This is a genomic window from Sporosalibacterium faouarense, from assembly GCF_016765695.1.
Classification (GTDB): Bacteria; Bacillota; Clostridia; order Tissierellales; family VENL01; genus Sporosalibacterium; species Sporosalibacterium faouarense.
Genome location: NZ_JAETGO010000069.1, coordinates 62177 through 87966 on the forward strand (window position 1 = coordinate 62177; position 25790 = coordinate 87966).

A 25790-nucleotide genomic window follows, 5' to 3' on the forward strand; every position below is an offset into this window, starting at 1 on the left:
TATTTACAAATTACATTATGCTCTCTATAAGTTTTTGATATTTATTTAAAGCATCATCTAAATCTTTACTTGCACGAATTACTTCAGGATGCCGTAAATTTCCTTTTCTAAGGATTAAAGAGTTGAGATTACTTCTTAATTCTTCGATGGTTTTTATTAAAGTCTGTAATTCTAGAGAAATAATAATCACTCCTTTATGAATAGATAAAAAGAATAAATTTACAATTTATTCATAATTTATTAAATATTATACCCTATAATAAAGATATACAAAACATATATTTTGTAAAGGAGGATTTTTTATGAGTGATATGCAAATAGATTATCAAAAAAAATATAAAAGAACTAAGATAATAAACATGGTCTTGGTTTCAGTAGTCATTGGAATACTTATAGGAAGCGCTTTTACTTATGGTTTAATAGGAAATCAAGGGATTATTGAAGGAAGTAAGGTAAGTGCAGATAGTGTCAAAGCCATAAACACTTCTTACACTAGTCCTGTGGTAGAAGTAGCAGATGAAGTTTTGCCTTCTATAGTGATGATAAAAAATAAACAGCAACTCAGTAGTGGATTCATGTCTCAATCAGTTGATAGTGGCACAGGCTCAGGTATTATATATAAAAGTGACGGTTATATAATTACCAATCAACACGTAATTAATGGAGCTAGTGAGATAGAAGTTATACTTCATGATGGAAGAAGCTTTGATGCTAGAATATTAGGAGAAGATGAAAAAACAGATTTGGCAGTTATTAAGATTGAAGGGAACAATTTTCCAGCAGCCAAGCTTGGAAATTCTGATAACATAAAGGTTGGTCAATTAGCAGTAGCCATTGGAAATCCAATGGGAGAAGAGTTTTCAGGCAGTGTTACAGCAGGAATAATTAGTGCCATGGACCGTACTTTAAATATGGGAACAAATAAGATAAAGCTTATCCAAACAGATGCTGCAATAAACCCTGGAAATAGTGGCGGAGCATTAGTGAATAAGAATGGTGAAGTAATAGGAATTAATAGTATAAAACTTTCAGCTACAGATGTAGAAGGGATGGGATTTTCTATTCCAATTAATGATGCATTACCAATAATTGAAGAATTAGTTGAAAATGGATACATTAAGAGACCTTGGATTGGAGTTACAATAGGTAATGTAACTGAAGCTTTATCACAAAGATATAATGTGCCTATAGGAGTGTTTATTAGTCAAGTTGATCCTTCAGGACCAGCTGCAAAAGTAGGCTTAAGAACAAACGATATAATAACTGAAATTGAGGGAGATAAAGTAGAAACAGTATCAGAATTATCCAAGATAATGGAAGAATATGAACCAAATGATAATATAACCTTAAAGATATATAGAGGAGATAAATACATTGACATCAATCTTCAACTAGGAGTTATGCCTTCTAGGTTGAGTTAATATAGATAGTTAGGATGTTTAGTTTAACACAAATTTTTAAGAATTATAATATAAAAAAGCTTGGCTCCCCCCTGTGCCAAGCTTTTTTACGTTACATATATAATAACATTATGAATATTTAAATTTTCTGACTTCAGAGAAGACTATGGGGTAAAGAGGAATAGAGAAATAATATTAAAGTAAAAATATTTAGAAAAATCAGAAAAATCATCGCAAATTAGACAATAGCTTCCAAACTTAAATAGATAATATTAGTTTTACTCCTCTAAACTAGTATGCGATTATCAAAAGTGGTTATTGGGCTTAGGAGCATGTCCTAAAAACAAATGAATGTTTTAGTCCATTATTATTTGTCTTTTCTAAACAAATAGAGACATATTCTAAGATATAATCGCACATCTGGATCATCTAAATCAGCGTCAAGAAGCTTGCTTATCTTCTTTAGTCGCTTTGAGAGGCTGCTACGGTGTAAAAATAACTCATCTGCCGTTTTGGTTGGGCGCATTTCGTTCTTTAAATAAGTATCTAGTGTTTCAACATAGTCTGTGCTTCTGTTCATATCATATTTGATCAATTTGCGAAATCCTTTAGGATACAGGTATTCAGCAGAGAATTTACCTGTGGATTGGGACATCATATATTCTAATGCATAGTTACTAAAGTGGTACAATTGATTTTCTTCACTCGTTTGTACACATATCCGTTCGCCATTCTCAACGGCATAATTTGCTTGTTGTAGGTAAGTATTTATGCGTCTTATATTAGTAAATTCATCGCTCAGTCCAGCAATATATTCCATTTTGGAGAGAAATTCTTGAAAAAAATTTAGAGTCTCGCTATTTTGAGCAGTTTCAACTCGGCTAAGTTTTATTAGACCAAGTATGGTATCATCCTTAATTACGGAATACACAGAGCCAGACATCAGCGCACTGAGGGCTGTACACATATAATTTATTGGAAAATATTTCTTAGATTTCTTCTGTCTCAGTTCAAAGGATATCCAATGTTCTCCCTCATCCAATGTGAGTATTTTCTGCTCTCTAACTCCAAGTGGTACGTTGTTTAACAAATTTTTAAAAGCAACGATACCTGGTAATTCAAATGCCCGCATTCTTTGAAGGTATTTCACAAATGCTTTTTGAAAATAATCAAAAAAATAATTGGCCAGAGAAAAATCACTATCTCTGAATGGTCTGTGTCTTTCGGATAACGAAATGCATCCTGAGAAGTGTCCAAAAGTATACAAATTGTTACAGTAGCTTCGCGTTCCGTCTATCGATAAAGAAGAGATGAATGGCACAGTTAGAGATCGCTCTAGCTGACATGCATTTTTTATCATTTCACTAGTTTCGACAGATGGGGAAGTGGGCTCATCATCGACGACGATATCAATTACATTCTCTCCATCAACTACGATATCGGATTGTAATATGACTAACATTGTGCCGTTAATAACGGACATAGGGTTTCCCAACATACGTATACCTATCTTAAGTATGTTCTTAATATCAAAGTCAACGTCTGACTCCAGTTCATTCCTAAGGCTGTTTTCCCATTCGTCAAATTTATCATAGATTTTAATAATCTCGTTAAAGACAGTAAATAAGCTTTGAGCACTAGTAATCAAAAGGATATTACAACCGTTAGACATCCATTCCTGAGGTGGACGGATATCTACGCATACCACCGAGAGACCTCGTTTTGGTGGTGTCTTTGGAAGAGTATCAGCCCGTGCTACGTATAATCTATCATTTTCAAACTCATATCCTACCTCATAGAGAAGTGGTCGCTTAAGAGATAGAGATCTATTTTCTCGACCAAACCGTTCTAATTGATAGGATTCTGGCAAATTATCGCTTATAATGTCAAGATTTAATTTCACAATAACCCACAATCCTTTCACTTCGCTTAGACACAAATCGTAATCAAGTGTCTACCGAGTTATTTTTTCGGAAACAAGTCCGTATAACAAATAACATGCGTCAAATATATTTTTAAGTAAAAAAAGTGTGTCATTAGTACGTAATATAATAATTGTTAAAGCAATTCTATTGGTATTCTTTGCTAGATATTTAGTCAATATCTATTATTTTAAATTTTTTTTCATGCTGTATCAGCTTAATATTCTTAATTTAATAATATTTGATATTTTAAAAAGTAGCAGTTTACTGGTGGTTTTGTCGTTGTATATAAACTCATAGTTTTTTTAAAACCTATCCTCCTTTCTTTTATACAGATTAGAAAAAGTCATACTCAGTAATAAGTATGATTATTGCATAAAATTTGAATTTGTCAAAATAAGCGGAAAATTTTCATAGGTGTAACTACCATTCGTTTACTTTTGTGCAGTATGAGGTATTAGTTTTGTGCCCCAAATATCCTGTATTGCAAATTACTATTGAGTAGCAGCTAAAATTAGGAAGTCAAAATGATGCCCGTATAGGGACAAACTTCCATATTGTTGAAGTCTATACGATTTAAAAAAACGTTGATAAAATTGTATTAAGATACACGATTTCTATATAAATCATATCATGTATTTAAAATATTTGAAAGGGGTTGACTATTTTTGAGTTGTAATCGATTTGAAAATAAGCATGTATTAGTAGTGGGTGCTGGTGCTGGCATGGGGGAAGCTACTACACTGCAATTTGCTAGGGAAGGCGCAAAAGTTATAGCATTGGATATGTTTCAGGATCGTCTAGACCGGCTTTCTGTTAAGGCAGATGGACTGGCAGGTAGTGTTGATACTTATCTTGGTGATATATGTGATCCTAAAACAGTAAATGGTGTTGTGGATTATGTAAAGACGAAGTATGGAACGCTAGATATTCTTGCGTATGTAGCAGGCATTTTAGATTTTATGTGTCCTCCAGAAGAGGTTGATGACGAGCTATGGGACCGTGTCATGGATGTAAATGTTAAGAGTGTTTGGCGTATTGTGAAGACAGCAATACCACTAATGAAAAATCACAAGAATAATGAAGCAAGTATAACTATCGTCTCTTCATTGGGAGGATATGTTGGTTCATCAGCAGGTACTGCTTACATCACTTCTAAGCATGCTGTAGAAGGACTAATGAAGAATCTCGCTTTTACTTACAAAGGAGATAACGTAAGGGTTAACTGCGTAGCTCCTGGTGCGTTTAATACGGAAATTATGGAAACTGCTACCCGTATTTTTCCTAATAGAAACTATGAGCACGGGTTCTGTCCAAAAGGTCTTTCTATTTATCATCAGCAAGGTATTGGTACGATAAATCCACGAACTAATGTAGGTATCCCGCAGTATATTGCAGACGCTATTTGTTTCCTATCATCAAAAGAGGCCAAATTTATTACTGGATCGAGCCTTATAGTAGACGGCGGTTGGTATAGCGCATAATGAGTAGTACAAATAACTGCTAATTTGAACTGTGAAGATGTAAAGAAAAATGATAATGAGGTTTAAATTATGTCTGATATAACTTTCTATAAACAATATGAAAACGATTTCAAACGATAATTAATATAAAAAATATGGGTTAAGTTATTTACAAAATTCATTATAAAAGGAGAATAATTATGGATAACAAACGGATTCCTAGAGAAGTTGGCAAGGGGGTTCTTCCAGACCACCCGGCGATAAAGACACCTTGGGAAAGACTTATTTCATATCACGATGCATATCATTATGTCGTACGACACATTTCAGTTATAGATTCAGCTTTTATGCAAGCCTTACGCATACTTATTCCGGACTATGTTAAACGTAGCAAATTACTCTGTGAATACAATAAGAAAAATTTGGAACAAATATTTTCATCACCTTATAAACGAATTCAAGTAGAAAATCACAATATTCATCCTTTCATGGAAGGAGGATATATCGGTGCTATATTTGGCGATTCTGGTGACGAGCGTTTATGTATGCCAGGTCGTGTTAACGACTTTGGTCAATTTCGCGTTGAAAAAGAGCTTGATGCATGTCCTTGGGATATAGTTGGATCAGAATTTTGCCGTTGTACCACATCTTCATTAGAGGGAACTGGTGTAGCTTTTGGAGGGCCTTCAATGGAATACAATATGGTTGAAGCAAAAGGATGTGGAGATTTACATTGCCGCGTTATCGCAGAAAACCGTGATAAATATCCTATGCCTGAAAAGGAAAGTTGGGAAAAATTTGGTCCAATCGCAACATCAGATCAAATCAAGTTCACACCTGAAGATAAAATGTACAAAGAACCTCAGCAGTTCAGACAAGAGTGTGATTTTAAATATCGAAATGGCTTGAATGCTGAGATTACACATGATCAATTATATGGTGGTTTGGCTCATCCCCTTGGTAGTGATATGGTACTCAATGTTCTATACCCTATGATTGAAGCTAAAGAGATTAATAAGGAAGAAATTGAGAATGTCATTAAATGTGTATTTGAAGCCTCAGGAAAGATGACATTTGGCGAACATTTTGCTATTAAAGGGCTTCGTGATTGGCTAGGGGTACCAGGTGACGTTAAAGATGGTCGCGTACTTGGTGGTTATATTGAAGTAGTTCTTCAAGCTTTAAGGGCTAAATATGATATTCAGAATTTTGACAAGGAAGAAGTTATTTATGATATAAACTTGGCAGGTCTTGAGCGCAGGCACCCAATGTTGACAAAAGCTTATCTATCCATGTGGAACGGAATGGGTAAAACTCTAATAGGATCACAGTGGTTCGTATGGCGTGAAACAGAAGGAGTTGCTGATGAAATCTTACGTCTAAAGATAGGGAAAAAAATTGATAAATTTTGCTAAAGCCCCAGTAGAATGAAGAGGAGAGTGTATAAAAATGTTTAAGAATGTGTACAAGGACGACGCCATGAAGAGAGCACAGCATGAAGCCGTAAGAAATTCCGTGGGGTGGTACCATTTTACGCATCAACTTCTTGAAGTTACTGGAGATGATGCAACAGCTTTTCTAGATAAGATGTTTCCAAAGCCTATCGCTAGTATAAAGATTGGTAGAGCTAGATATACAACAATGTTAAATGAAGATGGTCTCATCATTGATGATGTTGTAATATTCCGTATCGAAGAGGATAAGTATTGGGTATCAACCCTTTTTGTGAATAAAATGATTTCATGGTTCAATGCTCATAAAGTAGAAGAAGTAGTGGAGTATAAAGATATAACTAGCAACATGGACATGTATGCAGTTCAGGGTCCAAAATCTAAAGAATTATTAAACAACATATTGGCAAATAAGATTGATGATCAAAAATTCTTTTCTATTAAAGACAACAAGATTGATGATATTCCGATAAAAGTTTCTAGAGCAGGTTTCTCAGGTGAAAAACTAGGATATGAAATATATGTTGCTCCTGAAAATGTTGAGTTAGTAAGATCAAAACTTACTGAGTATGGAAAAGAGTTGGGAGCAATGCAAGTTACAGAATTTCAAGTTATGGTTTGGACATTACCAACTGAAAAAGGATTCTATCTAATGTGCGATATTGGTGGCAGAAATCCTTTTGAAGTAGGTTTAGAGCGTGGAATTGATTGGGATAAAGATTTTATAGGCAAGAATGCACTGGAAAAAGTTAAAGAACAAGGTCCGAAATATAATATGCTTGGATTCATTGTCGATGATGATGAGGCTATGATAGAAGCTAGAGATAAGGGAGGACCTGGTGCAGCCGTTATGGTTGAAGGTGAAGAAGTTGGACGAGTGACGAAGTTCACATATGGATATACAGTTGGAAAAAGCATTGGATATGCTTTGATTGATAGTACCAAAGCAAAAATTGGAGATAAGGTGATAATGAATGGATTCACATCAACATTAACAGACAAAAGCTTTGTATAATTCTGGTTTGTATAATTTTGGAAAGTAAGATTAGCAAGAAAATGTGAACAATAGAACTTTAAAAACTTCCTTTGGTATGTATTTATTACAAAACTCCTTTTTAGGCTTAATTAACATTGTAATTATTGCCAGAAAGGAGTTTTTTTATAAAATCGTATATTTTTTACACTAGTTTTCCAATCCTTTATTATACATCTCTTGATATTCAGAATCAGGTACAAAGATTCCTCCTGTTAACCAACAAATATGGGTGTCATTATTATTTGCATTAACCAGTGTCGGCCCTAATACACTAGATGCAGCAGAAGGCTCAATTTTAATATTCTCGACGTCTTTTACTAGTCTAAGTAGCTTGAAAAGCTCATCATCTTCAATTGTATAAATGCCATCTAAAAAGTTAGAAGCCATTTCAGAAACTAGCTTTGAAGGAGAGCCTACAGCTAAACCATCGGCTTCCGTTATATTATCTATACCATAGTTATTAATCTTTAAATCACTATACTTTTCAGTAACAAGTCCTAAAAGCATACATGGGGCATGGGTTGGTTCAACGAAGTAGCAATGAACATTATCATCAAAGATATGCTTTAAACCGAAGGCTATACCTCCAGGAGCCCCACCTACACCACAGGGAAGGTAAACGTATAACTGGTGATTTTCATCAACGGAGATACTCTTTTCTTCAAGCTGTTTCTTCAATCTTAGAGCTGCTACACTATAGCCTAGAAATAAATCCTTAGAATTTTCGTCATCTATGAAATAAGCGTAATCATTTCCTTCACATTGCTTTCTTCCTTCTTCAACTGCCTTAGAATAGTCATCCTCATATTCTATTACATTGGCACCTTTACTTCTGAGAATTTCTTTTTTCCACTCCTTAGCATCACTGGACATATGTACATCTACTTTAAAACCTAATGCAGAGGATATTATACCAATACTTAAACCAAGATTGCCAGTAGAACCAACAGCAATTTTATAGTTAGAGAATAGCTCTTTGAATTCCTTATTTGCCAGAATAGAATAATCATCATTTACTGATAATATATCCTTTTCAAGAGCAATATCTTCAGCATGCTTTAAAACTTCATATATTCCACCTCTAGCCTTAATTGAGCCTGCAATCTTTAAATGACTATCACATTTTAGATAGAGCTTTCCCTTAATCTCAGTTGTATATCTGCTTTCAAGATTATGTTTTAGGCTATTTGTCTCAGCTAATGGAGATTCTATAATTCCATTTTTTGTTTCGGGGAAGAGTCTTTCAATTAAGGGAGCAAATCGCTCTAATCTGTTTGAAGCATCAACGATATCCTCATATGACATAGGTAAGGAATTAACTATGTCCTTAAAGCTTTCCTTATTTTTGTTCTTCCATAAAACAGGATTAAGCTTTTTAATTTCTTTGATAACATCCATATTGTAATTATCCACTATTTCCAAACCTCCTTAATATAATTATAATCACATTTTATCATAAAGATAGCTATTATGAAGTGGGAAAATTACATATATATAACTTGATTAGATTCTTGCATAAAATTTTAATATGCAATTTCCTCAAGTTGCTTAAAATAAAAGAGTAATGGAATATTCCATCACTCTTTTTTATTTAGCTTTATTTGATTCAAGCTTTCCACTAAATATTAAACAACTATAGATTCTTTGTTTTTCGTTTTATCTAAGGCATTCAAATTAGTAGTACTAGATGAATATTCATTTGAACCTATTCCCACTCCGTAATAATCAAAACCAATTTTTTTCATTTCGATATGATTATATAGATTTCTACCATCAACTAAAACATTGCCCTTCATTAAATTTCTTACATCATCCATTTTTAATCTTTTAAATTGTGGCCATTCTGTAACCAAGATAATAGCATCACAATTCTTTACGGTTTCATATGGATTTTCACAATAATTTATGGGTGTTGATATATTATCTATAGCATTTTTATGAGCTACAGGGTCATAGGCTTTTATATTTGCACCTAATTTATGTAATTCTTCAGATATAAAGAAGGAAGGGGCTTCACGCAAATCATCGGTACCTGGTTTAAAAGCCAAGCCTAGGAGTCCAATAGTCAAGCCATCTAGACTTTCGAATGCATCAAGTAATGTAGCTATAGGCTTAATTCTCTGTTTTTTATTAACATTTATAACTTCTTTAATTATTCCAAAGCTATAGTTAGCTTCTTCACCAATTTTAATTAAACCACTAACATCCTTTGGAAAGCATGCTCCACCGAAACCTATTCCCGCTTTAAGAAATTTATTTCCTATACGATTATCCATTCCCATACCTTTTGCTACTTCTCTTACATCAGCTCCTACTTTTTCACATAAGTTTGCAATTTCATTAATAAAGGAAATCTTTGTTGCTAAAAAAGCATTTGAAGCATACTTTATCATTTCAGAGCTTTCAGGATTTGTTATTAAATAATCGGTGTTAAATGAATTATAAATCTCTGTAAGTATTGAAGTGGCTCTTGGTGAGTTACTGCCGATAACTATTCTATCTCCATTGAAGGTATCAAAGACAGCAGTACCTTCCCTCAGAAATTCAGGATTAGATACTACATCAAAGCTGGCATTCTTATTATCAAGGTTGTTTTTAATAATTGATTTAACTCTTTGGCAGCTACCAACAGGTACTGTACTTTTATTAACAATTACTTTATAATCATTTAAATATGTACCAATTTCCCTTGCCACAGAATCAACTTGACTCATATCAACTTCTCCGTTTTCTAAGGAAGGAGTTCCAACAGCTATAAAAACTACTTTTGAATCTTTAATTCCATTTTTCATAGAAGTAGTGAAGCTAAGTCTGTTTTTCGCAATATTTCTAGCTATCATCTCATCGAGAAATTCTTCATGGATTGGAGATATTCCCTGTTTTAACTTATCTATCTTTATGGAATCTATATCTATGCAGGTTACTTCATTTCCCACTTCAGATAGGCAAGTGCCTGTTACTAACCCCACATACCCAGTTCCAACTACAGAAATTTTCATAAAAAACCCTCCATTAAGCAGATATTTTATTCCTTTCTTTATCTAATAAGTCTTTGCTTATTACACTGTTATAGCTATTGAAAAGATTATTAAAAACTTTATGCCAGCTTCTTTCTAATGTGTATTTCCTCGCATTTTTACCTATATTCCTTCTATAGTCATCACTAGTAATTAGCTGCTCACAAGCATTAAAAAATTCATTTTCTTCTCTAACTCCACATCCTAATCCATTGTAATTATCTTTAAGGTTTTCAATGATACCACCAGCTAAACAGGCTATGGTAGGGAGACCAGAAGCCATGGCTTCTAAAATCACATTACCATAGGTTTCAGTTGAAGATGGAAACATAAAGATGTCAGAAGAAGCATAAACTTTTGCTAGTTCTTTTCCTTTTATAAATCCTGTAAAGGTCATATTATCAGGCTTGCTTTCATCTAATTCCTTTTTCATAGGACCATCACCCACCATCAGGAAATGAATTTTATCACGATATCTCTGATTTAATCTCTTTGCTACATTCATAAATATATCTAAATCTTTTTCAGGTGACATTCTGCCAACATATAAAAAAACTAATTTGTCATTGATTTCAAGGGAATTTCTAAACTCTATATCTCTATGGGTTGGAGAGAATTTATTAGTATCAATACCTCTGTCCCAAATTTCTAGATTATTTATACCTTCTTCTTTGAGTAGAATGAAGGTTGATTGGGATGGACAATAATTTATTTCACAATGCTTATGGAACCATCTAAAGAATTCCCAACTTATATTTGCGAGAAAGTTTAATTTAAAATATTCTAGATATTGAGGGATATTGGTGTGATAAGATGAAACCAGTGGTACATTACGACTTTTAGCATATCTTAAACCCCAAAGACCTATATTGAATGGTGTAACTACATGAATAATATCTGGCTGAAATTCATCTAATTCTTTAGTTATTGAGTAGTAATTTGGAAGTGATACTCTACAATCTGGATAGAGAAAAAATTTGAAGCTAAAAAATCTAATAATCCGATTATTATACTCTACATCTCCATCTACTGGAGCAAAGACCCTATAATCAATATCATTTTCTTCCATATGTTCAATTAATTTTCCTAAGGTCTTAGTCACTCCATTTATCTGAGGTAAAAAAGTGTCTGTAAATAAGGCTACTTTCATCAAAATCCCCCTTGATTGTTTTACTATTTTCCTTTAATTTAATAGTAAAACAATATTGTTAAAGCTTTGTGAAAAGGATGTTATGTTTGAGTAATTATATATATAAAGTAGTTCTATATTTACAAATGTAAATCATTAGAATAAAGTTGTGTATAAGATTTTAGTGTTAAAAAACTTTATTTAGGAGTTTATATAATATAAGTACGAAATATTTCTATATTAATAAAGACAGCTTGATATTGGGATAGTATAATATATAATATAAAGACAATCTTTTAAAGATAAGTCATATACTAAATCAATTAGGACAAACTATAAGGAGAGTAAGGTATCATGCCTATTACTGTGAAGAATGTACTACAATTAAATAGCTTCAAAACAGTTAAGCTAGTGGCTGGATTTAAAGGTATATCTAGAAAAGTAAATAATGCATCTCTTATGGAGGTTCCTGATATTTTTCCATACGTAGAGGCTAATAATTTGCTAATTACTACACTGTATCCTATTTATGACAATAAGGACGCTATTCAGGAGTTAATACCTAAGCTTGCTTCCCAAGGGCTTGCTGGTATATGCATAAAACCTGGAAGATATATTGAAGAAATACCAGAAATAATGATTCAGCAAGCTAATAATCTACAATTTCCAATATTGCAGCTTCCACAGGATGCTAATTTATCAGATTTAGTGAACGATATTCTGGAATTATCATTGGATAAGCATATAAGTACCTTAGAGTTTAGAAATTATGTTCATGATAAACTTATGGACTTATTTTTAAAAGGAGCTGATATTAAAACACTGGTGGAGAGTTTATCAAATATTGTTGAATTTCCAGTCTTTCTTCTTGACGGTGAATTAAATATCATTTGCACTTCAAAGGATATTGATGTTGAAAATATTTCAGTGATAGCCAATAAAAATATATCTAATATTCATGCAGATGATATTAAAGTTGTGATAAATGGCAAGGAATGTACAAAGGATTCGTGTATAATATATTCAATTAATGCAGGAAATACTTGTTTTGGATATATAATTTTATTAAAAGGTCAGGCAAATGGTGAAAATTTAATTGTTGCTGTCCAACAGGCAGCATTACTAATTGCATCAGTATTTCATAAGAATAGTGCAGTATTAGAGAAAGAAAAGAATTTTCAGGATGCTTTTATTAGGGATATTTTGCAAGGTAAAGTGAAATCACAAATTGATGCTATAAAGAAAGCCAAGGTTTTCGGGTGGAATCTAGAATTTCCCCAGGTAATTATCGTAATAAAAGTGTTGAATAGTGATGAGACTAATAAAAAGACAGTTTATGAGAATATCATTAGCTCTAGTCTTGTTGAAAAGATATTTTTTAAGAGATTATCCATATTCACAGGAAATATAAAAACAGTTTATTTAGATGATTCTTTAGTTGTATTTATTAATGCTATATTTATAAATAATATAAAACAATACTGTATTGATATTGGAAACGTGATAGTGAATGAGCTAAAAAAAGAAACTGATGTAGGTATAGGAATTTCAAAATTGATTGAAGATATAGATAGATTTCCAATAGCATATAGTGAGGCTCATAATAGTTTAAGTGTGGGCGCTATATTAAATAGAGGTTCTTTCGTCAGCCACTATGATGAATACAGGATTTTTAATATTTTAAAGGAAATAAAAGACGAAGACGTATTGAGAGAATACATTGAAAGTAAACTAGGAGAAATAATTAAATATGATAATAAAAATGACCTAAATTTAATGAATACCTTAAGAGTAATTATAGAAGTGAATTTTAATATGAAAAAGGCAGCAAAAAAGCTATTTATACATTATAATACATTAAGATATAGGGTTGAAAAGCTTAAAGAGCTTGGAATACAAATTGAAAATGGATTTGAAATGGGAGAAATTGTTTTAGCATATAATGGGTATTTATGGTTAAAGGCTAAAGGAAAGCTTGATATGTAATTAGTTTACAAGGAATAGCGTTTTCAAAACACGATTAGTTGTCACTCAGTGACAACTAATCGTGTTTTTTTTTGTCAGAGTATTATGATGATTATCAAATATTTACATGGTATCATTTAATTAACATATGGAATATTAAAGTAAATTAACAATTTTAAAAAGGATAATGATTATAAGCTTTATTAAGAAGTTACCAATGATTATTATTGTAAAAACACTCAATTGAGATTATCTTAAGGAAATTTCCTAATATTAAAGTGAAGAAGAAGTATTGAAAGTACCAATGGTAAACAAACTATTTTTGGTGATTAGAGTATGATGAAAAAATAGTGAGTTTGAACATTGTACAAATCAGTTAACAATCTAAGTGATCACTGAACCATTAAAGGAGGTTATATTTATGATGGATGTAAATGTATACAGGATAGCTATGTCATCGCCTGATGATATAGAAGGACTGAAGGAATTAATTAATAAGGGAGATATAAATCCAGAGGAAATAGTAGCTATACTGGGTAAGACTGAAGGTAATGGGTGTGTAAACGATTTCACAAGAGGCTTTTCAACACTAGCTTTTAAAACCTTTTTATCCAATAAACTAGGAAAGTCTGTGGCTGAAATTGGAGAACGTATTGCTTTTGTTATGTCTGGTGGCACAGAAGGAGTAATGTCACCACATGCTACAATTTTTACTAAAAAAGAAATTGATCAAGAAAATAATAATAGTAATGATGAAAAAGCTCTAGCTGTAAGTGTTGGATTTACTAGAGATTTTCTACCTGAGGAAATAGGTACTATGACCATGGTAAAAGAGGTTGAAAGAGTAGTTTTAGAGCTTATGGATTCTGCAGCTATAGAGTCTAAGGAAGATGTACATTTTGTACAAATAAAATGTCCTTTATTAACTTCAGATAGAATTTTAGATGCCCAGGCTAGAGGCAAAAGGGTGATTGTAAATGATACCTATAAATCTATGGGATATTCAAGAGGAGCATCGGCATTAGGAGTGGCAGTTGCACTAAATGAAATAGATGAAGAAAAGTTAAAAGATGAATCAATTCTTAAAGATTGGTCTTTATTTTCAGAGGTAGCCTCCACATCAGCTGGAGTAGAGCTTCTAAATTGTGAAATAATTCTTATGGGAAATTCAAACAAATCTAATAGTAGATTTAAAATAGGACATGACGTTATGAAGGACTCAATCGATCTGGAAGCAGTAATTAACTCCATGAAAGATGCAGGACTAGAGTTTAATAGTCTTCCTACCGAAGAGGATAAAAGGAAAATTGTCAATGTACTAGCTAAGGCAGAAGCATCACCAGATGGATATGTGAGAAATAGAAGAACCACAATGTTAACTGACTCTGATATAAATCATACTCGTCATGCAAGGGCAGTGGTAAATGGAGTTATTTCTGCAATAGTAGGTGACCCTATGGTTTATGTATCGGGAGGAGCAGAGCATCAAGGACCATCAGGTGGTGGACCGATTGCTGTAATAGTGGAAAGATAATAATATTACTAAACCCACTTAATTAGAGCTATCTGGAGGGTACAGTAAAAAGAGGATAAAACTAAGGGGGAAAATCATGTTAATAATAAATATTTTACCATTAGTGTTGATAGTAGTTCTTTTGTTTAAAAGAAAGCATATGCTATTTGCTGGAGTGTGCGGTGGAGTGTTAGCAATGATAATTGGAAAAATGACAGTTGGTGATGCAACCGGAATATTTTTAGGTGGAGTATCGAACATGTTAGGGATTACAGTCCCCATCCTATATGCAGCAACAGCAGCAATGGTTGCCAAGGGAGGTAGTATTCAATCTCTTGTTGAGCTTTCAAAAAGAGGATTAAAGGGAAAAATAAGTATTTTAGCTGGAATTATGGTATTAATTCAAGCCTTTGCAACTTATATGGCTGGTATGGGAGCCGGAAACACAATGGTAACTGCTCCTCTAATTGCAATAGCAGTTGGAGCTGTTCCAGAGGTAATTGCTGGCATGGCAATTGCTACAGCTGTTGGATTTACTACGTCACCTGCTTCTACAGAAACAGCTTTAGCAGCTGAAAGCGCTGGTAGAGAAATAGCAGCTCATGCTGCTGCTATGAGACCATTTACAATTCTCTTCTTCCTACTTGCAGCTGGACTTGCAATGTATGGTGTATATAAAAGAGGTGGATTGACAATTAAGGAAACGGTAGCTACCAAAGATGGATCAATAGAGGAAAAGGAAGATACCACTACCTTATGGAAGAAGGCCATACCTTCACTTGCATTACTTATAATGGTAGTTGGGGGGAGTAAAATCAACTCTCTAATAGGAATATCAATTTTTTCACCTGCTACTACAATAATATTTACTAGTGTATTAACTGTAATATTCACACCACTAAATATCAATAAAACCTCGGAAGCATTAGTAGATGGTTCGAGATTTATACTAACTACCTTATTTTCAGTAGGAATATTCTTAGGATTTATAAATATGATAGCAGAATTAGGTACTTTTGAGCAGATTGCAGCAATAGCAGGAAATGCGCCTCAAATGATAGTGGTTCCTGTGGCAATGATTATAGCCTTCTTAATTGCTATTCCAGCAGGTGCATTCTGTGCAGGAGTTCTTACTCTAGTTTTACCGACTCTTGCAGCTTTAGGATTACCATCAGAAGCAATGGGTTTCGTGGCCATAGCTGCAGGACTAGGAACACAAGTTAGTCCAGTTCAAATAAATGTGGCAGCATTAGCTGAAGGATTTGATATGGATATTATGGATGTAATTAAAGAAAATATTAAGTTTATAATATCTGCTATGGTAATTCTAGTTATACTTGCAGTAATAATTGTTTAAAATAATGAATGCTTGGAATCAATTGGTTTAAAATGAGTATTTAAATATAAAGGGATAAATGATGTTAAGGACAATCATTCTTTCCCTTTATATTTTATATAAATTTACTGGAAGTAATTTTTGAGGTGATATTATGACAAACAAATCAACAGAAATAGATATTATCTATGGAATTGATGATAAGCCTAAGTTAGCTAATGGAGTACCATTAGCTTTTCAACATATTCTTGCAATGTTTTCAGGAAATATAACGGTACCTCTATTAGTAACTGGATTACTAGATTTAAGTTCTAAAGAAAGCACTTTCTTAATACAATGTGCACTATTTATGGCTGGAGTAGCTACACTAATTCAAGTCCTTAAATTTAAAAACATAGGCTCAGGATTGCCAATAGTCATGGGAACGAGCAATGCTTTTTTACCTGTAGCGCTAGCAATATCTGGAGAATTTGGTATTGGTGCTGTTCTAGGTGCCGGTTTTATAGGAGGTCTGTTCGAGATTTTAATAGGTAAGAACCTGAAATTACTGAAAAAGATATTTACACCATTAGTTTCTGGCATAGTAATATTAACTATCGGAATAACTCTAATTCCAGTAGGAATTAGACATGCAGCCGGAGGAAATGGAGACATAGGATCTCCTCAAAACTTGTTGATAGCTTTAATTGTACTAACAACTATAATTATATTTAATCAATTTGGAAATAGATTTTTAAGAACATCATCAATATTAATGGGATTAATTATTGGATATATCATTTCTATTATTTTAGGCATTATTGATTTATCTCCACTAATGGAGGCAGGATGGTTGTCATTTCCTATACCATTTCAGTATAAGTGGAGCTTTGAACCTTCAGCTATTATAGCCATGCTTTTTATGTTTATCGCAACGTCTATAGAAACAATAGGAGATATTTCTGCAATTACAAGTAGTGCAGAGAATAGAACACCAACACATGAGGAATTAAGTGGTGGAGTAATAGCCGATGGACTTGCCAGTTGTATTTCAGCATTTTTTAATGCCTTTCCCAATACTTCATATACACAAAATATTGGAGTTGTTAATTTGACAGGAGTATTCAGTAAATATGTGGTTAGAATTGGAGCCATTATATTGATAATATTATCGCTGCTACCTAAATTTGCAGCCATAATAGCTATTATGCCTGAACCAGTATTAGGCGGGGCAGCCATTGCAATGTTTACAATGGTAGGAGTTTCAGGGATATCTTTGCTAAGAAAGGTTAAATTCAATAATAGGAATATGCTTATCATGGCTATATCTTTAGGAATTGGAGTGGGGTTAAATCTAGTTCCAGAAGCTACTCAATATTTATCAGAAAACATTCAATTATTTTTAAGGTCTGGAGTAGTACCCGCTGCTATAGTAGCTATTATTTTAAATATAGTGTTGCCTGAAAAAAATATTAATGAATAGTATAGAGGAAAATGGTATCTATTAAATAGTAATCTAGGAGAGGATCAGCTATGTGTACTAAAAATCAAAATAAAATATTTTTTAATTCCCTTTCTTGTGATGAAGGTTTTCTAGATCATTTTCAGGATAAGAAAGATTATGAGTCTATTGGAAAAATCCACACAATATTTAATAAAGTAATTAATATTGTATATGGTAATAGGATTTATTCAATAGCAGCGTTAGCGGTTGATAACTCACCATATACTCTAAGAATTGATAACAAGGGATGTAGCTTTAAGGAATTAAATCTTATAGTGGGAAATTCTGCTATAAAAATTAGGAATAGTTTAATATTAGGAAATAAAATAGTTATTAAATTATATAATACAAAATTATGGAAGCCTTCTAATCGTAAGATAAATATAAAAAACGTAAAAGTAGCTGAAAGAAATATAATTAAGTTTAATGAAAAAATAGTAGATAAAGGAATTAATGGAGGATGCAAATATTTTTATGAGAGTAGATATCTAGAGAAATATAAGTATAAGCCAAGTTTAGTAGAAAGAGAGTTATCCAATAGAATTAAGGTTTTTACAGATGAAGTGTATAAAGAAAAAGTCAATATATCTCATATTAATTCTTTGATAGGGCTGGGAATGGGATTAACTCCTTCAGGGGATGATTTCCTATCAGGATTTTTATCGACAATAAGCATTATAAACTCAAAAAAAACTAATAAAATTTCACAAAGAATTATACGAGATCTTAATCTTGAAGATATATCTACAACCTATGTAAGTAGGCAGATGCTGATGAATACTTTTGAAGGAAGATATAAGGAAAGAATTTTAAAACTTATATATTCTTTTATAAATGAAAATGAGTCTGAGTTTATTAAATCTTTAGATAGAGTATTAGCTATTGGTTCATCTTCAGGTACAGATTTAGCTATAGGAATAGCTACAGCATTTATTTTAGCAATAGATTTTCACAAAATGGAGGGATAAAAATGATATCTAATACTATAGTAAGAAAAAATGCATACTATGATTCTGTTACATTGATGTCATTATCAAGTAAAATACTTGAGCTAGATGGGATAGAAGAAGCAGTGATATCAATGGGTACAGAAATGAATAAAGAACTATTGGAAAATGTAGAACTTTCAAACGAAGAGACAAGAGGAGCCAGTAATAATGATCTCATAATAGCAATAAAAGCTATAAACAATGAGGTATATGAAGAAGCTTTAAAGATTATTGATGAATCTTTAAATTCAAAAAAGAAAGGAAAAGAAAAAAAAGATAGAAATCCAAAAACAATAGTATCTGCCCTTAAAGAAATGAATGATGGGAATTTAGCAGTAATTTCAGTGCCAGGACAATATGCTGCAAGAGAAGCTAAAATAGCTTTAGAAAATGGGCTTAATGTAATGTTATTTAGTGATAATGTTGATTTAAAAGACGAAAAAGCTTTAAAGGAGCTTGCTAAAGATAAAGGATTATTAGTAATGGGTCCTGACTGTGGAACAGCATCAATAAATAACACAGGACTTTGCTTTGCTAATAAAGTAGAAAAAGGGAATATCGGGTTAGTTGCAGCATCAGGAACAGGTTTACAAGAGGTAATGGTACAAATTGATAGATTAGGTGGGGGCATATCTCAAGCCATTGGAACTGGTGGGAGAGACCTTAAGGAAGAAATTGGTGGAATAATGATGTTAGAAGGACTTAAGGCATTAGATAGAGATGAGAATACTGATGTAATAGTTTTAATATCAAAACCACCAGCAAAGAAAGTCGAGAAAAAGATACTAGAGCAAGTTAAAAATATAAAAAAACAGGTAGTTATATGCTTTATCGAAGGAGATTCGGAAAAGGTAGAGAAATCTAATGCAATTTTTGCTGATAACCTTTATAATGCAGCTAAGAAAGCTGTTGAGGCTTCAGGATTAGAAATCAAATTAGAGTTAAGAAAGAATGATAATAATGAAATAAATAGGAAAATAACAGAAGCTAAGAGTAAACTAAATGATAACCAAAAATATTTAAGGGGGCTCTTTGGTGGTGGAACTCTCTGTGCTGAAGCCCTATATATTCTAAGGGATAAACTTACAGGTATACAGAGTAACGTTGCTAAAAGGGAAGAAGAGAAACTAAAAGATATTAATAATTATAATGGGAATGTTCTCCTTGATCTGGGTGAAGATGAATTTACCGTTGGCAAACCTCATCCAATGATTGAGCCAACATTGAGGTTAGATAAAATAAAAGAAACAGCAAAAGATGAATCAGTAGGTGTTGTTTTAATGGATTTTGAATTAGGATATGGCTCCCATGAAGATCCTGTAGGAGTTACTATTTCAACAATAGAGGAAGCGCAACAAATAGCTAAGAAAGATGGAAGAAATATCATATTTGTAGTATATGTTTGTGGGACAAGCAAGGATAAACAGGATTATAAAAAGCAAATACAAATGCTAGAAAATGGAGACATAATAATTGCGGAAAGTAATGTAGAAGCAGCCAATATAGTAGCAAATATTTTATCATAGGAGGGAGTCACGAAATGAATGGAATAGATAAACTATTTTCAGAGAAGCTTAAGGTTATTAATATAGGAACATCAAAATTCAAGGATGATATTGAATTACAGAATGAAGAAGTAATACAAGTTGATTGGAATCCTCCTGCTAGAGGAAATATAGAATTAATTAAAGCATTAGATGATATTTCGAATAATAATAAAATTAATGATGCTAATGAAAAGGCGATAAAAATTATAAAGGAATCCCATCCAGTATTGATAGATGTAGATATTGCTATCAATGTAATTCCTGGAATGAAAAAAAACTTGATACTACATGCAGGTCCTCCAATTAAATGGGAGAGAATGTGTGGTCCAATGCAGGGAGCAATAGTCGGTGCATTGATATATGAAGGATTAGCTAAGAATGAAGAAGAAGCAAGAGAATTGGCAGCATCAGGAAAAATAGAATTTGCTCCATGCCATGAGCATAATTCAGTTGGACCAATGGCTGGTGTAGTTTCACCATCTATGCCTGTTCACGTAGTATATAATAAAACATATGGTAACTATGGGTATTGTACAATTAATGAAGGACTAGGTAAGGTATTAAGATATGGAGCGTTTAGTGATGAAGTAATAAATAGATTGAAATGGATAGAAAAGAAGCTTGCACCTACTTTAAAGGCTGCCTTAGCTTTAATTGAAGATGGAATTGATTTAAAATCAATTATAGCTCAAGCTGTTCACATGGGTGACGAATGTCATAATAGAAATAAGGCAGCTACAAGTCTGTTTTTTAGGGAGATAGCACCTTATTTAATTGCGTCCAACACTGATAATGAAACATTGGTTGAAGTTATAAAATTTATGAAAGGAAATGACCATTATTTCTTAAATCTCTCTATGCCATCATGTAAGGTTTCGCTAGACGCTGCTCAGGGAATAGATAATTCTACAATTGTAACCACTATGGCAAGAAATGGTGTTGATTTTGGAATTAGAGTAAGTGGATTAGGTGAAAAACAGTGGTTTACTGCTCCAGCAAATATGGTAAAAGGACTTCTATTTCCTGGATACAAAGAAGATGATGCAAGCCCAGATATAGGAGATAGCACTATAACAGAAACAATGGGTATAGGCGGATTTGTAATGGGTGGTGCTCCTGCTATCGTACAATTTGTTGGTGGAACAGTTGTAGATGCTATTAATTACAGTGAGCAAATGTATGAAATCACTGATGGTGAAAATACGAACTACTCAATCCCTACACTAGATTTTCGTGGTTCAGCTTTAGGTATAAATATTGCTAAGGTAGTAGAAACAGGAATATTACCAATAATAAATACAGGAATGGCTCATAAAGTCGCAGGAGTAGGACAAATAGGTGCAGGTATTGTACATCCACCGATAGAATGCTTTGAAAAAGCAATACTAGAATTTACTAATAATGGCAAAAGAGGTGGAAATGATGAGTAGAATTATGGTGGCTTTAGGTGGAAATGCCCTTGGTAAAACACCACAGGAACAACTAAAACTAGTTAAAGAAACAGCTAAATCAATAGTTAATCTAATAGAGCAAGGTCATGAAGTAATTATTGCCCACGGTAATGGTCCACAAGTCGGCATGATTAATTTAGCTATGGAGATAGCATCAAGTACAAATGAAACTGTTTCACAAATGCCTTTTCCAGAATGTGGAGCTATGAGTCAAGGATATATTGGATATCATATGCAAAATGCAATTAGAGAAGAATTGACTAAAAGAAGTATAGACAAATCGGTAGCTACAATCATTACTCAAGTAATAGTGGATGAGAACGATGAAGCTTTTAGAAAGCCTTCAAAGCCAATAGGAAGCTTCTACTCTAAAGAAGAAGCAGAGAAGCTAATAAATGAAAAGGGTTATGAAATGGTTGAGGACTCGGGTAGAGGATATAGAAGAGTTGTTCCTTCTCCAAAGCCTGTAGATATTGTAGAAAAGGACATAGTAAAAGTACTTGTAGAAAAGGGGCAAGTGGTTATAACTGTTGGGGGTGGAGGAATTCCAGTAGTTAAGCAAGGTAGTTCTCTTCAAGGAGTGCCAGCAGTTATAGATAAGGACTTTGCAAGTGAAAAAATGGCTGAAATAGTTGATGCAGATTATTTATTTATATTAACTGCAGTTGATAGAGTAGCTATTAATTTTGGAAAACCTAATCAAATTGAATTAAAAAGTATTTCAGTAGAAGAAGCGAGAGAATACATTGATGAAAATCAATTTGCACCAGGAAGTATGCTTCCAAAAGTAATAGCTGCAATTAAATTTGTGGAATCGAAACAGGGTAGAAAGGCTATAATAGCTTCTCTTGAAAAAGCTAGGCAGGCATTGCTAGGAGAAAGTGGTACTACTATTTATAAAAAATGAATATTATTCCTTGACAATATACAAAATAATAAATATAATGAATAAAAATAAAAGGATTAAAGCGATGATAGGATGAGTAAATTGGTTTTAATCTATCAGAGAAGGGATGTCGTGGCTGGAAGCACCCTAGATGAACCCAATTGAAAACTAACCTTGAGTGTATCTAAAATCCATTAATTTGGGTAAGGATTTCCGTTGATTACGTTATAATCATTAGAGTGGACGTTTATATATAATGTTATATATGAATGGTTTTAATTAGGGTGGAACCGTGTGAGTAACCTCTCGCCCCTAGCATTGCTAGGAGTGAGAGGTTTTTTTGATTTTTAAATAATAAATAAGAGGAGGAGTTGTGATGTCAATGATTAAAATTACTTTACCAGATGGATCAATTAGAGAGTATGAAAATAAGATTACGGTTTTAGATGTTGCAAAGGACATAAGTGAAGGCTTAGCTAGGGTGATTGTTGGAGCTGAGTTAAATGGAGAACTAGTGGGTGTACAAGAAACTATAGAAGAAGATTCTAAAATAAACCTTTTAAAGTTTGATAGTGAAGAAGGTCAAGATGTATTTAGACATACAAGTGCTCATATCCTAGCTCAAGCAGTTAAGCGCCTTTTCCCAGATGTAAAACTAGCAATAGGACCAGCAATTAAGGATGGATTTTATTATGACTTCGATACAGAGCATAGATTTACTCCAGAAGACTTAGAGAAGATTGAAAAAGAAATGAAAAAAATAGTTAAGTCTGATTTACATCCAGAAAAGTTTATTAAGCCTAGAAATGAAGCAATAGAGTACCTTAAAGAAATTGGAGAAGATTATAAGGTTGAATTAGTTCAAGATTTACCAGAGGATGCTGTAATATCCTTCTATCAGCAAGGAGACTTTGTTGATTTATGTAAGGGACCTCATTTACCAACAACTAAAAAAGTTAAAGCCTTCAAATTAACAAGCATTGCTGGAGCATATTGGAGAGGCGATGAAAAGAGACCAATGCTTCAAAGAATTTATGGAACATCCTTTGAAAAGAAGAAGGATTTAGATGAGTATTTAGAAAGACTTGAAGAAGCTAAGAAAAGAGACCATAGAAAGCTTGGAAAAGAATTAGGATTATTTAGTATGCATGGAGAGGGACCGGGATTTCCATTCTTCCACTCTAAGGGAATGATTTTATGGCGCAACATAGAAGAGTTCTGGAGAGAAGAGCATGTAAAGAGAGGATACTCTGAGGTTAAAACTCCAATAATATTAAATGAACAATTATGGCATCAATCAGGACACTGGGATCATTATAAAGAAAATATGTATTTCACAAATATAGATGATTCAGATTTTGCAATAAAACCAATGAACTGTCCAGGAGCTATGTTAATATATAAATCAAATATGTATAGTTATAGAGATTTACCATTAAAAATGGCAGAGCTTGGACTTGTTCACAGACATGAGTTAGCAGGGGCTCTTCATGGATTAATGAGAGTTAGAAGCTTTACTCAAGATGATGCCCATATATTTATGCTTCCAGAGCAGGTAAAAGATGAATTGAAGAATGTTATAGAACTTGCAGATCATATGTATGAAGTATTTGGATTTAAATACCACATAGAGCTTTCTACAAGACCAGAAAAGGCAATGGGAACAGAAGAGCAATGGAATATGGCAACAAATGCATTACGAGAAGCTCTGGAGGAAATGGAGATTAATTATGTGGTTAATGAAGGCGATGGAGCTTTTTATGGGCCAAAGATTGACTTCCATCTTGAAGATAGTATAGGACGTACTTGGCAATGTGCAACTATTCAACTTGACTTTCAAATGCCAGAAAGGTTTGATTTAACTTATGTGGGCAAGGATAATGAAAAGCATAGACCAGTTATGATTCATAGAACTATATTGGGAAGTATGGAAAGATTTATTGGAGTTTTAATAGAGCACTTTGCAGGTAAATTCCCAGTATGGTTAGCTCCAACTCAGGTTAGCATATTACCTATATCTGATAAATTCAATGATTATGGATATGAAGTAGCAGAAGCCCTTAAAGCAAAGGGAGTAAGGGTTGAAGTTGATACTAGATCTGAGAAAATCGGATACAAGATAAGAGAAGCACAATTAGCTAGAAATCCATACATGCTTATTGTAGGAGAAAAAGAAGTAAACGACGAAACTGTATCGGTTAGAGATAGAGAAGAAGGCGATATAGGTGCAATGAAGATTGAAGAGTTTGTTAATAAAGTGGTTGAAGAAATAGAGACTAAAAAACAATAGGAGTTCAATTCAGATATTGATGACTAAAGGGTCATAGGCTTAATAAGTCTATGACCTTTGTTATAAACTATAAGTAATTAATGCAAATGAGGAAATTGCATATTTACAAATTAAATATAATCTTGCATAAAATTTTAACATGCAACTTCCTCAAATATTAAGAAAGGAAAAGTATATGAACCTAATAATACTATTTGAAGAAGATTTTATTGAAGAAAATAAGGTTAGATTACAGGGTAGAAGACTTAAGCATGTTCAATCAATTCATAAGGCTGATATAGGAGATACATTAAGAGTAGGATTACTAAATGGCAAAATGGGAGAAGGAAAAATTATCTCATTGACTAAAGAATCTATAGAAATGAATGTAAATTTAATTGATAATCCATCGGAGCCATCTAATATTAAATTAATATTGGCTATGCCAAGACCAAAGGTATTTAAACGTATTCTTCAAGATGTTACTACAATGGGAATTAAAGACATATATCTAATAAAAACGTGGAGAGTAGATAAAAGCTATTGGGGGAGTTCTTTATTAAGTGATGATAATCTATTGAAGCATATGATATTAGGCTTAGAACAAGGTAAGGATACGATATTACCAAGAATTCATATCAAAAAGCTTTTTAAGCCATTTGTAGAAGATGAAATTCCCAATATCATTAAGGGAACTAGACCGATTGCTGGACACCCAACTGGTGAAAGAGAATGTCCTAGAGGCATTTACGAACCTGTGACTCTAACCATTGGTCCAGAGGGAGGCTTTATACCCTACGAAGTTGAAATGTTAAAGAAACAAGGCTTTGAAATTGTTAGTCTGGGAAAAAGAATTTTGAGAGTAGAAACTGCTGTACCTTATTTAATAGGGAGACTTTCCTGACTTAATAGAAATATATAATTATTTATTTT

19 protein-coding genes and 1 other annotated feature are annotated in these 25790 nt (G+C 33.0%); of the genes, 14 read left to right on the forward strand and 5 right to left on the reverse strand.

The features are described from left to right. Window positions 1-10: 10 nt before the first annotated feature. Window positions 11-190, reverse strand: a complete 180-nt coding sequence (locus JMO20_RS20770; RefSeq protein WP_424141327.1) for a Spo0E family sporulation regulatory protein-aspartic acid phosphatase — start codon at window positions 188-190, stop codon at window positions 11-13. 112 nt (window positions 191-302) lie between these two features. Here JMO20_RS20770 and JMO20_RS13630 point away from each other — a divergent pair, with 112 nt between their 5' ends. After that, on the forward strand, window positions 303-1421 hold the full coding sequence (locus tag JMO20_RS13630; protein WP_202710240.1) for a S1C family serine protease: 1119 nt from the start codon (window positions 303-305) through the stop codon (window positions 1419-1421). A 346-nt stretch (window positions 1422-1767) separates the two neighbouring features. Here the strand turns inward: JMO20_RS13630 and JMO20_RS20630 are convergent, their stop codons facing one another. Beyond that, complete coding sequence (locus JMO20_RS20630; RefSeq protein WP_202710241.1) at window positions 1768-3303, reverse strand: helix-turn-helix domain-containing protein; 1536 nt, start codon at window positions 3301-3303, stop codon at window positions 1768-1770. 687 nt (window positions 3304-3990) lie between these two features. Here JMO20_RS20630 and JMO20_RS13640 point away from each other — a divergent pair. From JMO20_RS13640 to JMO20_RS13650, 3 genes are all read left to right on the forward strand, one after another. Next, entirely contained in the window at window positions 3991-4806 is an 816-nt protein-coding gene (locus tag JMO20_RS13640; protein ID WP_202710242.1) for an SDR family NAD(P)-dependent oxidoreductase, read from the forward strand. Between the two features lie 524 nt (window positions 4807-5330). Next, complete coding sequence (locus JMO20_RS13645; RefSeq protein WP_202710243.1) at window positions 5331-6200, forward strand: hypothetical protein; 870 nt, start codon at window positions 5331-5333, stop codon at window positions 6198-6200. A 34-nt stretch (window positions 6201-6234) separates the two neighbouring features. Further along, window positions 6235-7251 (forward strand): aminomethyl transferase family protein, encoded by a 1017-nt coding sequence (locus JMO20_RS13650; protein WP_202710244.1) that lies wholly within the window; start codon window positions 6235-6237, stop codon window positions 7249-7251. Between the two features lie 168 nt (window positions 7252-7419). Here the strand turns inward: JMO20_RS13650 and JMO20_RS13655 are convergent, their stop codons facing one another. From JMO20_RS13655 to JMO20_RS13665, 3 genes are all read right to left on the reverse strand, one after another. Further along, window positions 7420-8685: a D-serine ammonia-lyase gene (locus JMO20_RS13655; protein ID WP_341534033.1), complete on the reverse strand. Its 1266-nt coding sequence runs from the start codon at window positions 8683-8685 to the stop codon at window positions 7420-7422. Window positions 8686-8897: 212 nt separating this feature from the next. After that, entirely contained in the window at window positions 8898-10271 is a 1374-nt protein-coding gene (locus JMO20_RS13660; protein ID WP_202710245.1) for a UDP-glucose dehydrogenase family protein, read from the reverse strand. 13 nt (window positions 10272-10284) lie between these two features. Further along, window positions 10285-11439, reverse strand: a complete 1155-nt coding sequence (locus JMO20_RS13665) for a glycosyltransferase family 4 protein (RefSeq protein WP_202710246.1) — start codon at window positions 11437-11439, stop codon at window positions 10285-10287. 333 nt (window positions 11440-11772) lie between these two features. Here JMO20_RS13665 and JMO20_RS13670 point away from each other — a divergent pair, with 333 nt between their 5' ends. The 10 genes from JMO20_RS13670 to JMO20_RS13715 all read left to right on the forward strand — a co-directional run bounded on the left by JMO20_RS13670 (window position 11773) and on the right by JMO20_RS13715 (window position 25761). Then, window positions 11773-13404 (forward strand): PucR family transcriptional regulator, encoded by a 1632-nt coding sequence (locus JMO20_RS13670; protein ID WP_202710247.1) that lies wholly within the window; start codon window positions 11773-11775, stop codon window positions 13402-13404. 400 nt (window positions 13405-13804) lie between these two features. After that, complete coding sequence (atzD, locus tag JMO20_RS13675; protein ID WP_202710248.1) at window positions 13805-14917, forward strand: cyanuric acid amidohydrolase; 1113 nt, start codon at window positions 13805-13807, stop codon at window positions 14915-14917. A gap of 76 nt (window positions 14918-14993) precedes the next feature. Further along, complete coding sequence (locus tag JMO20_RS13680; protein WP_207753509.1) at window positions 14994-16253, forward strand: hypothetical protein; 1260 nt, start codon at window positions 14994-14996, stop codon at window positions 16251-16253. Window positions 16254-16386: 133 nt separating this feature from the next. Continuing rightward, window positions 16387-17694 (forward strand): uracil-xanthine permease family protein, encoded by a 1308-nt coding sequence (locus tag JMO20_RS13685; RefSeq protein ID WP_202710249.1) that lies wholly within the window; start codon window positions 16387-16389, stop codon window positions 17692-17694. A gap of 50 nt (window positions 17695-17744) precedes the next feature. Then, a complete protein-coding gene (locus JMO20_RS13690) occupies window positions 17745-18683 on the forward strand; it encodes an oxamate carbamoyltransferase subunit AllH family protein (protein WP_202710250.1) in 939 nt (312 codons plus the stop codon). 2 nt (window positions 18684-18685) lie between these two features. Further along, window positions 18686-20230 (forward strand): acyl-CoA synthetase FdrA, encoded by a 1545-nt coding sequence (fdrA, locus tag JMO20_RS13695; protein ID WP_202710251.1) that lies wholly within the window; start codon window positions 18686-18688, stop codon window positions 20228-20230. A 14-nt stretch (window positions 20231-20244) separates the two neighbouring features. Next, complete coding sequence (locus JMO20_RS13700; RefSeq protein ID WP_202710252.1) at window positions 20245-21681, forward strand: YlbE family protein; 1437 nt, start codon at window positions 20245-20247, stop codon at window positions 21679-21681. Beyond that, window positions 21674-22609, forward strand: a complete 936-nt coding sequence (arcC, locus tag JMO20_RS13705; protein WP_202710253.1) for a carbamate kinase — start codon at window positions 21674-21676, stop codon at window positions 22607-22609. Before JMO20_RS13700 ends, arcC begins: the two co-directional genes overlap by 8 nt. Before the next feature lie 55 nt (window positions 22610-22664). Further along, window positions 22665-22905 (forward strand) — a binding site (T-box leader). Window positions 22906-22970: 65 nt separating this feature from the next. Continuing rightward, window positions 22971-24878 (forward strand): threonine--tRNA ligase, encoded by a 1908-nt coding sequence (thrS, locus tag JMO20_RS13710; protein ID WP_202710308.1) that lies wholly within the window; start codon window positions 22971-22973, stop codon window positions 24876-24878. A gap of 175 nt (window positions 24879-25053) precedes the next feature. Continuing rightward, window positions 25054-25761: a 16S rRNA (uracil(1498)-N(3))-methyltransferase gene (locus tag JMO20_RS13715; RefSeq protein ID WP_202710254.1), complete on the forward strand. Its 708-nt coding sequence runs from the start codon at window positions 25054-25056 to the stop codon at window positions 25759-25761. Window positions 25762-25790: the final 29 nt, after the last annotated feature.

Bases quoted from the DNA above. Each gene is read 5' to 3' on its own strand.
- JMO20_RS13685 (WP_202710249.1), top strand. From the start codon at position 16,387: ATGACAAACAAATCAACAGAAATAGATATTATCTATGGAATTGATGAT.
- JMO20_RS13665 (WP_202710246.1), bottom strand. From the start codon at position 11,439: ATGAAAGTAGCCTTATTTACAGACACTTTTTTACCTCAGATAAATGGA.
- fdrA (WP_202710251.1), top strand. From the start codon at position 18,686: ATGATATCTAATACTATAGTAAGAAAAAATGCATACTATGATTCTGTT.
- JMO20_RS13690 (WP_202710250.1), top strand. From the start codon at position 17,745: ATGTGTACTAAAAATCAAAATAAAATATTTTTTAATTCCCTTTCTTGT.
- JMO20_RS13660 (WP_202710245.1), bottom strand. From the start codon at position 10,271: ATGAAAATTTCTGTAGTTGGAACTGGGTATGTGGGGTTAGTAACAGGC.
- atzD (WP_202710248.1), top strand. From the start codon at position 13,805: ATGATGGATGTAAATGTATACAGGATAGCTATGTCATCGCCTGATGAT.
- arcC (WP_202710253.1), top strand. From the start codon at position 21,674: ATGAGTAGAATTATGGTGGCTTTAGGTGGAAATGCCCTTGGTAAAACA.
- JMO20_RS13630 (WP_202710240.1), top strand. From the start codon at position 303: ATGAGTGATATGCAAATAGATTATCAAAAAAAATATAAAAGAACTAAG.
- thrS (WP_202710308.1), top strand. From the start codon at position 22,971: ATGATTAAAATTACTTTACCAGATGGATCAATTAGAGAGTATGAAAAT.
- JMO20_RS13700 (WP_202710252.1), top strand. From the start codon at position 20,245: ATGAATGGAATAGATAAACTATTTTCAGAGAAGCTTAAGGTTATTAAT.
- JMO20_RS13715 (WP_202710254.1), top strand. From the start codon at position 25,054: ATGAACCTAATAATACTATTTGAAGAAGATTTTATTGAAGAAAATAAG.
- JMO20_RS13650 (WP_202710244.1), top strand. From the start codon at position 6,235: ATGTTTAAGAATGTGTACAAGGACGACGCCATGAAGAGAGCACAGCAT.
- JMO20_RS13680 (WP_207753509.1), top strand. From the start codon at position 14,994: ATGTTAATAATAAATATTTTACCATTAGTGTTGATAGTAGTTCTTTTG.
- JMO20_RS13670 (WP_202710247.1), top strand. From the start codon at position 11,773: ATGCCTATTACTGTGAAGAATGTACTACAATTAAATAGCTTCAAAACA.
- JMO20_RS13645 (WP_202710243.1), top strand. From the start codon at position 5,331: ATGCCAGGTCGTGTTAACGACTTTGGTCAATTTCGCGTTGAAAAAGAG.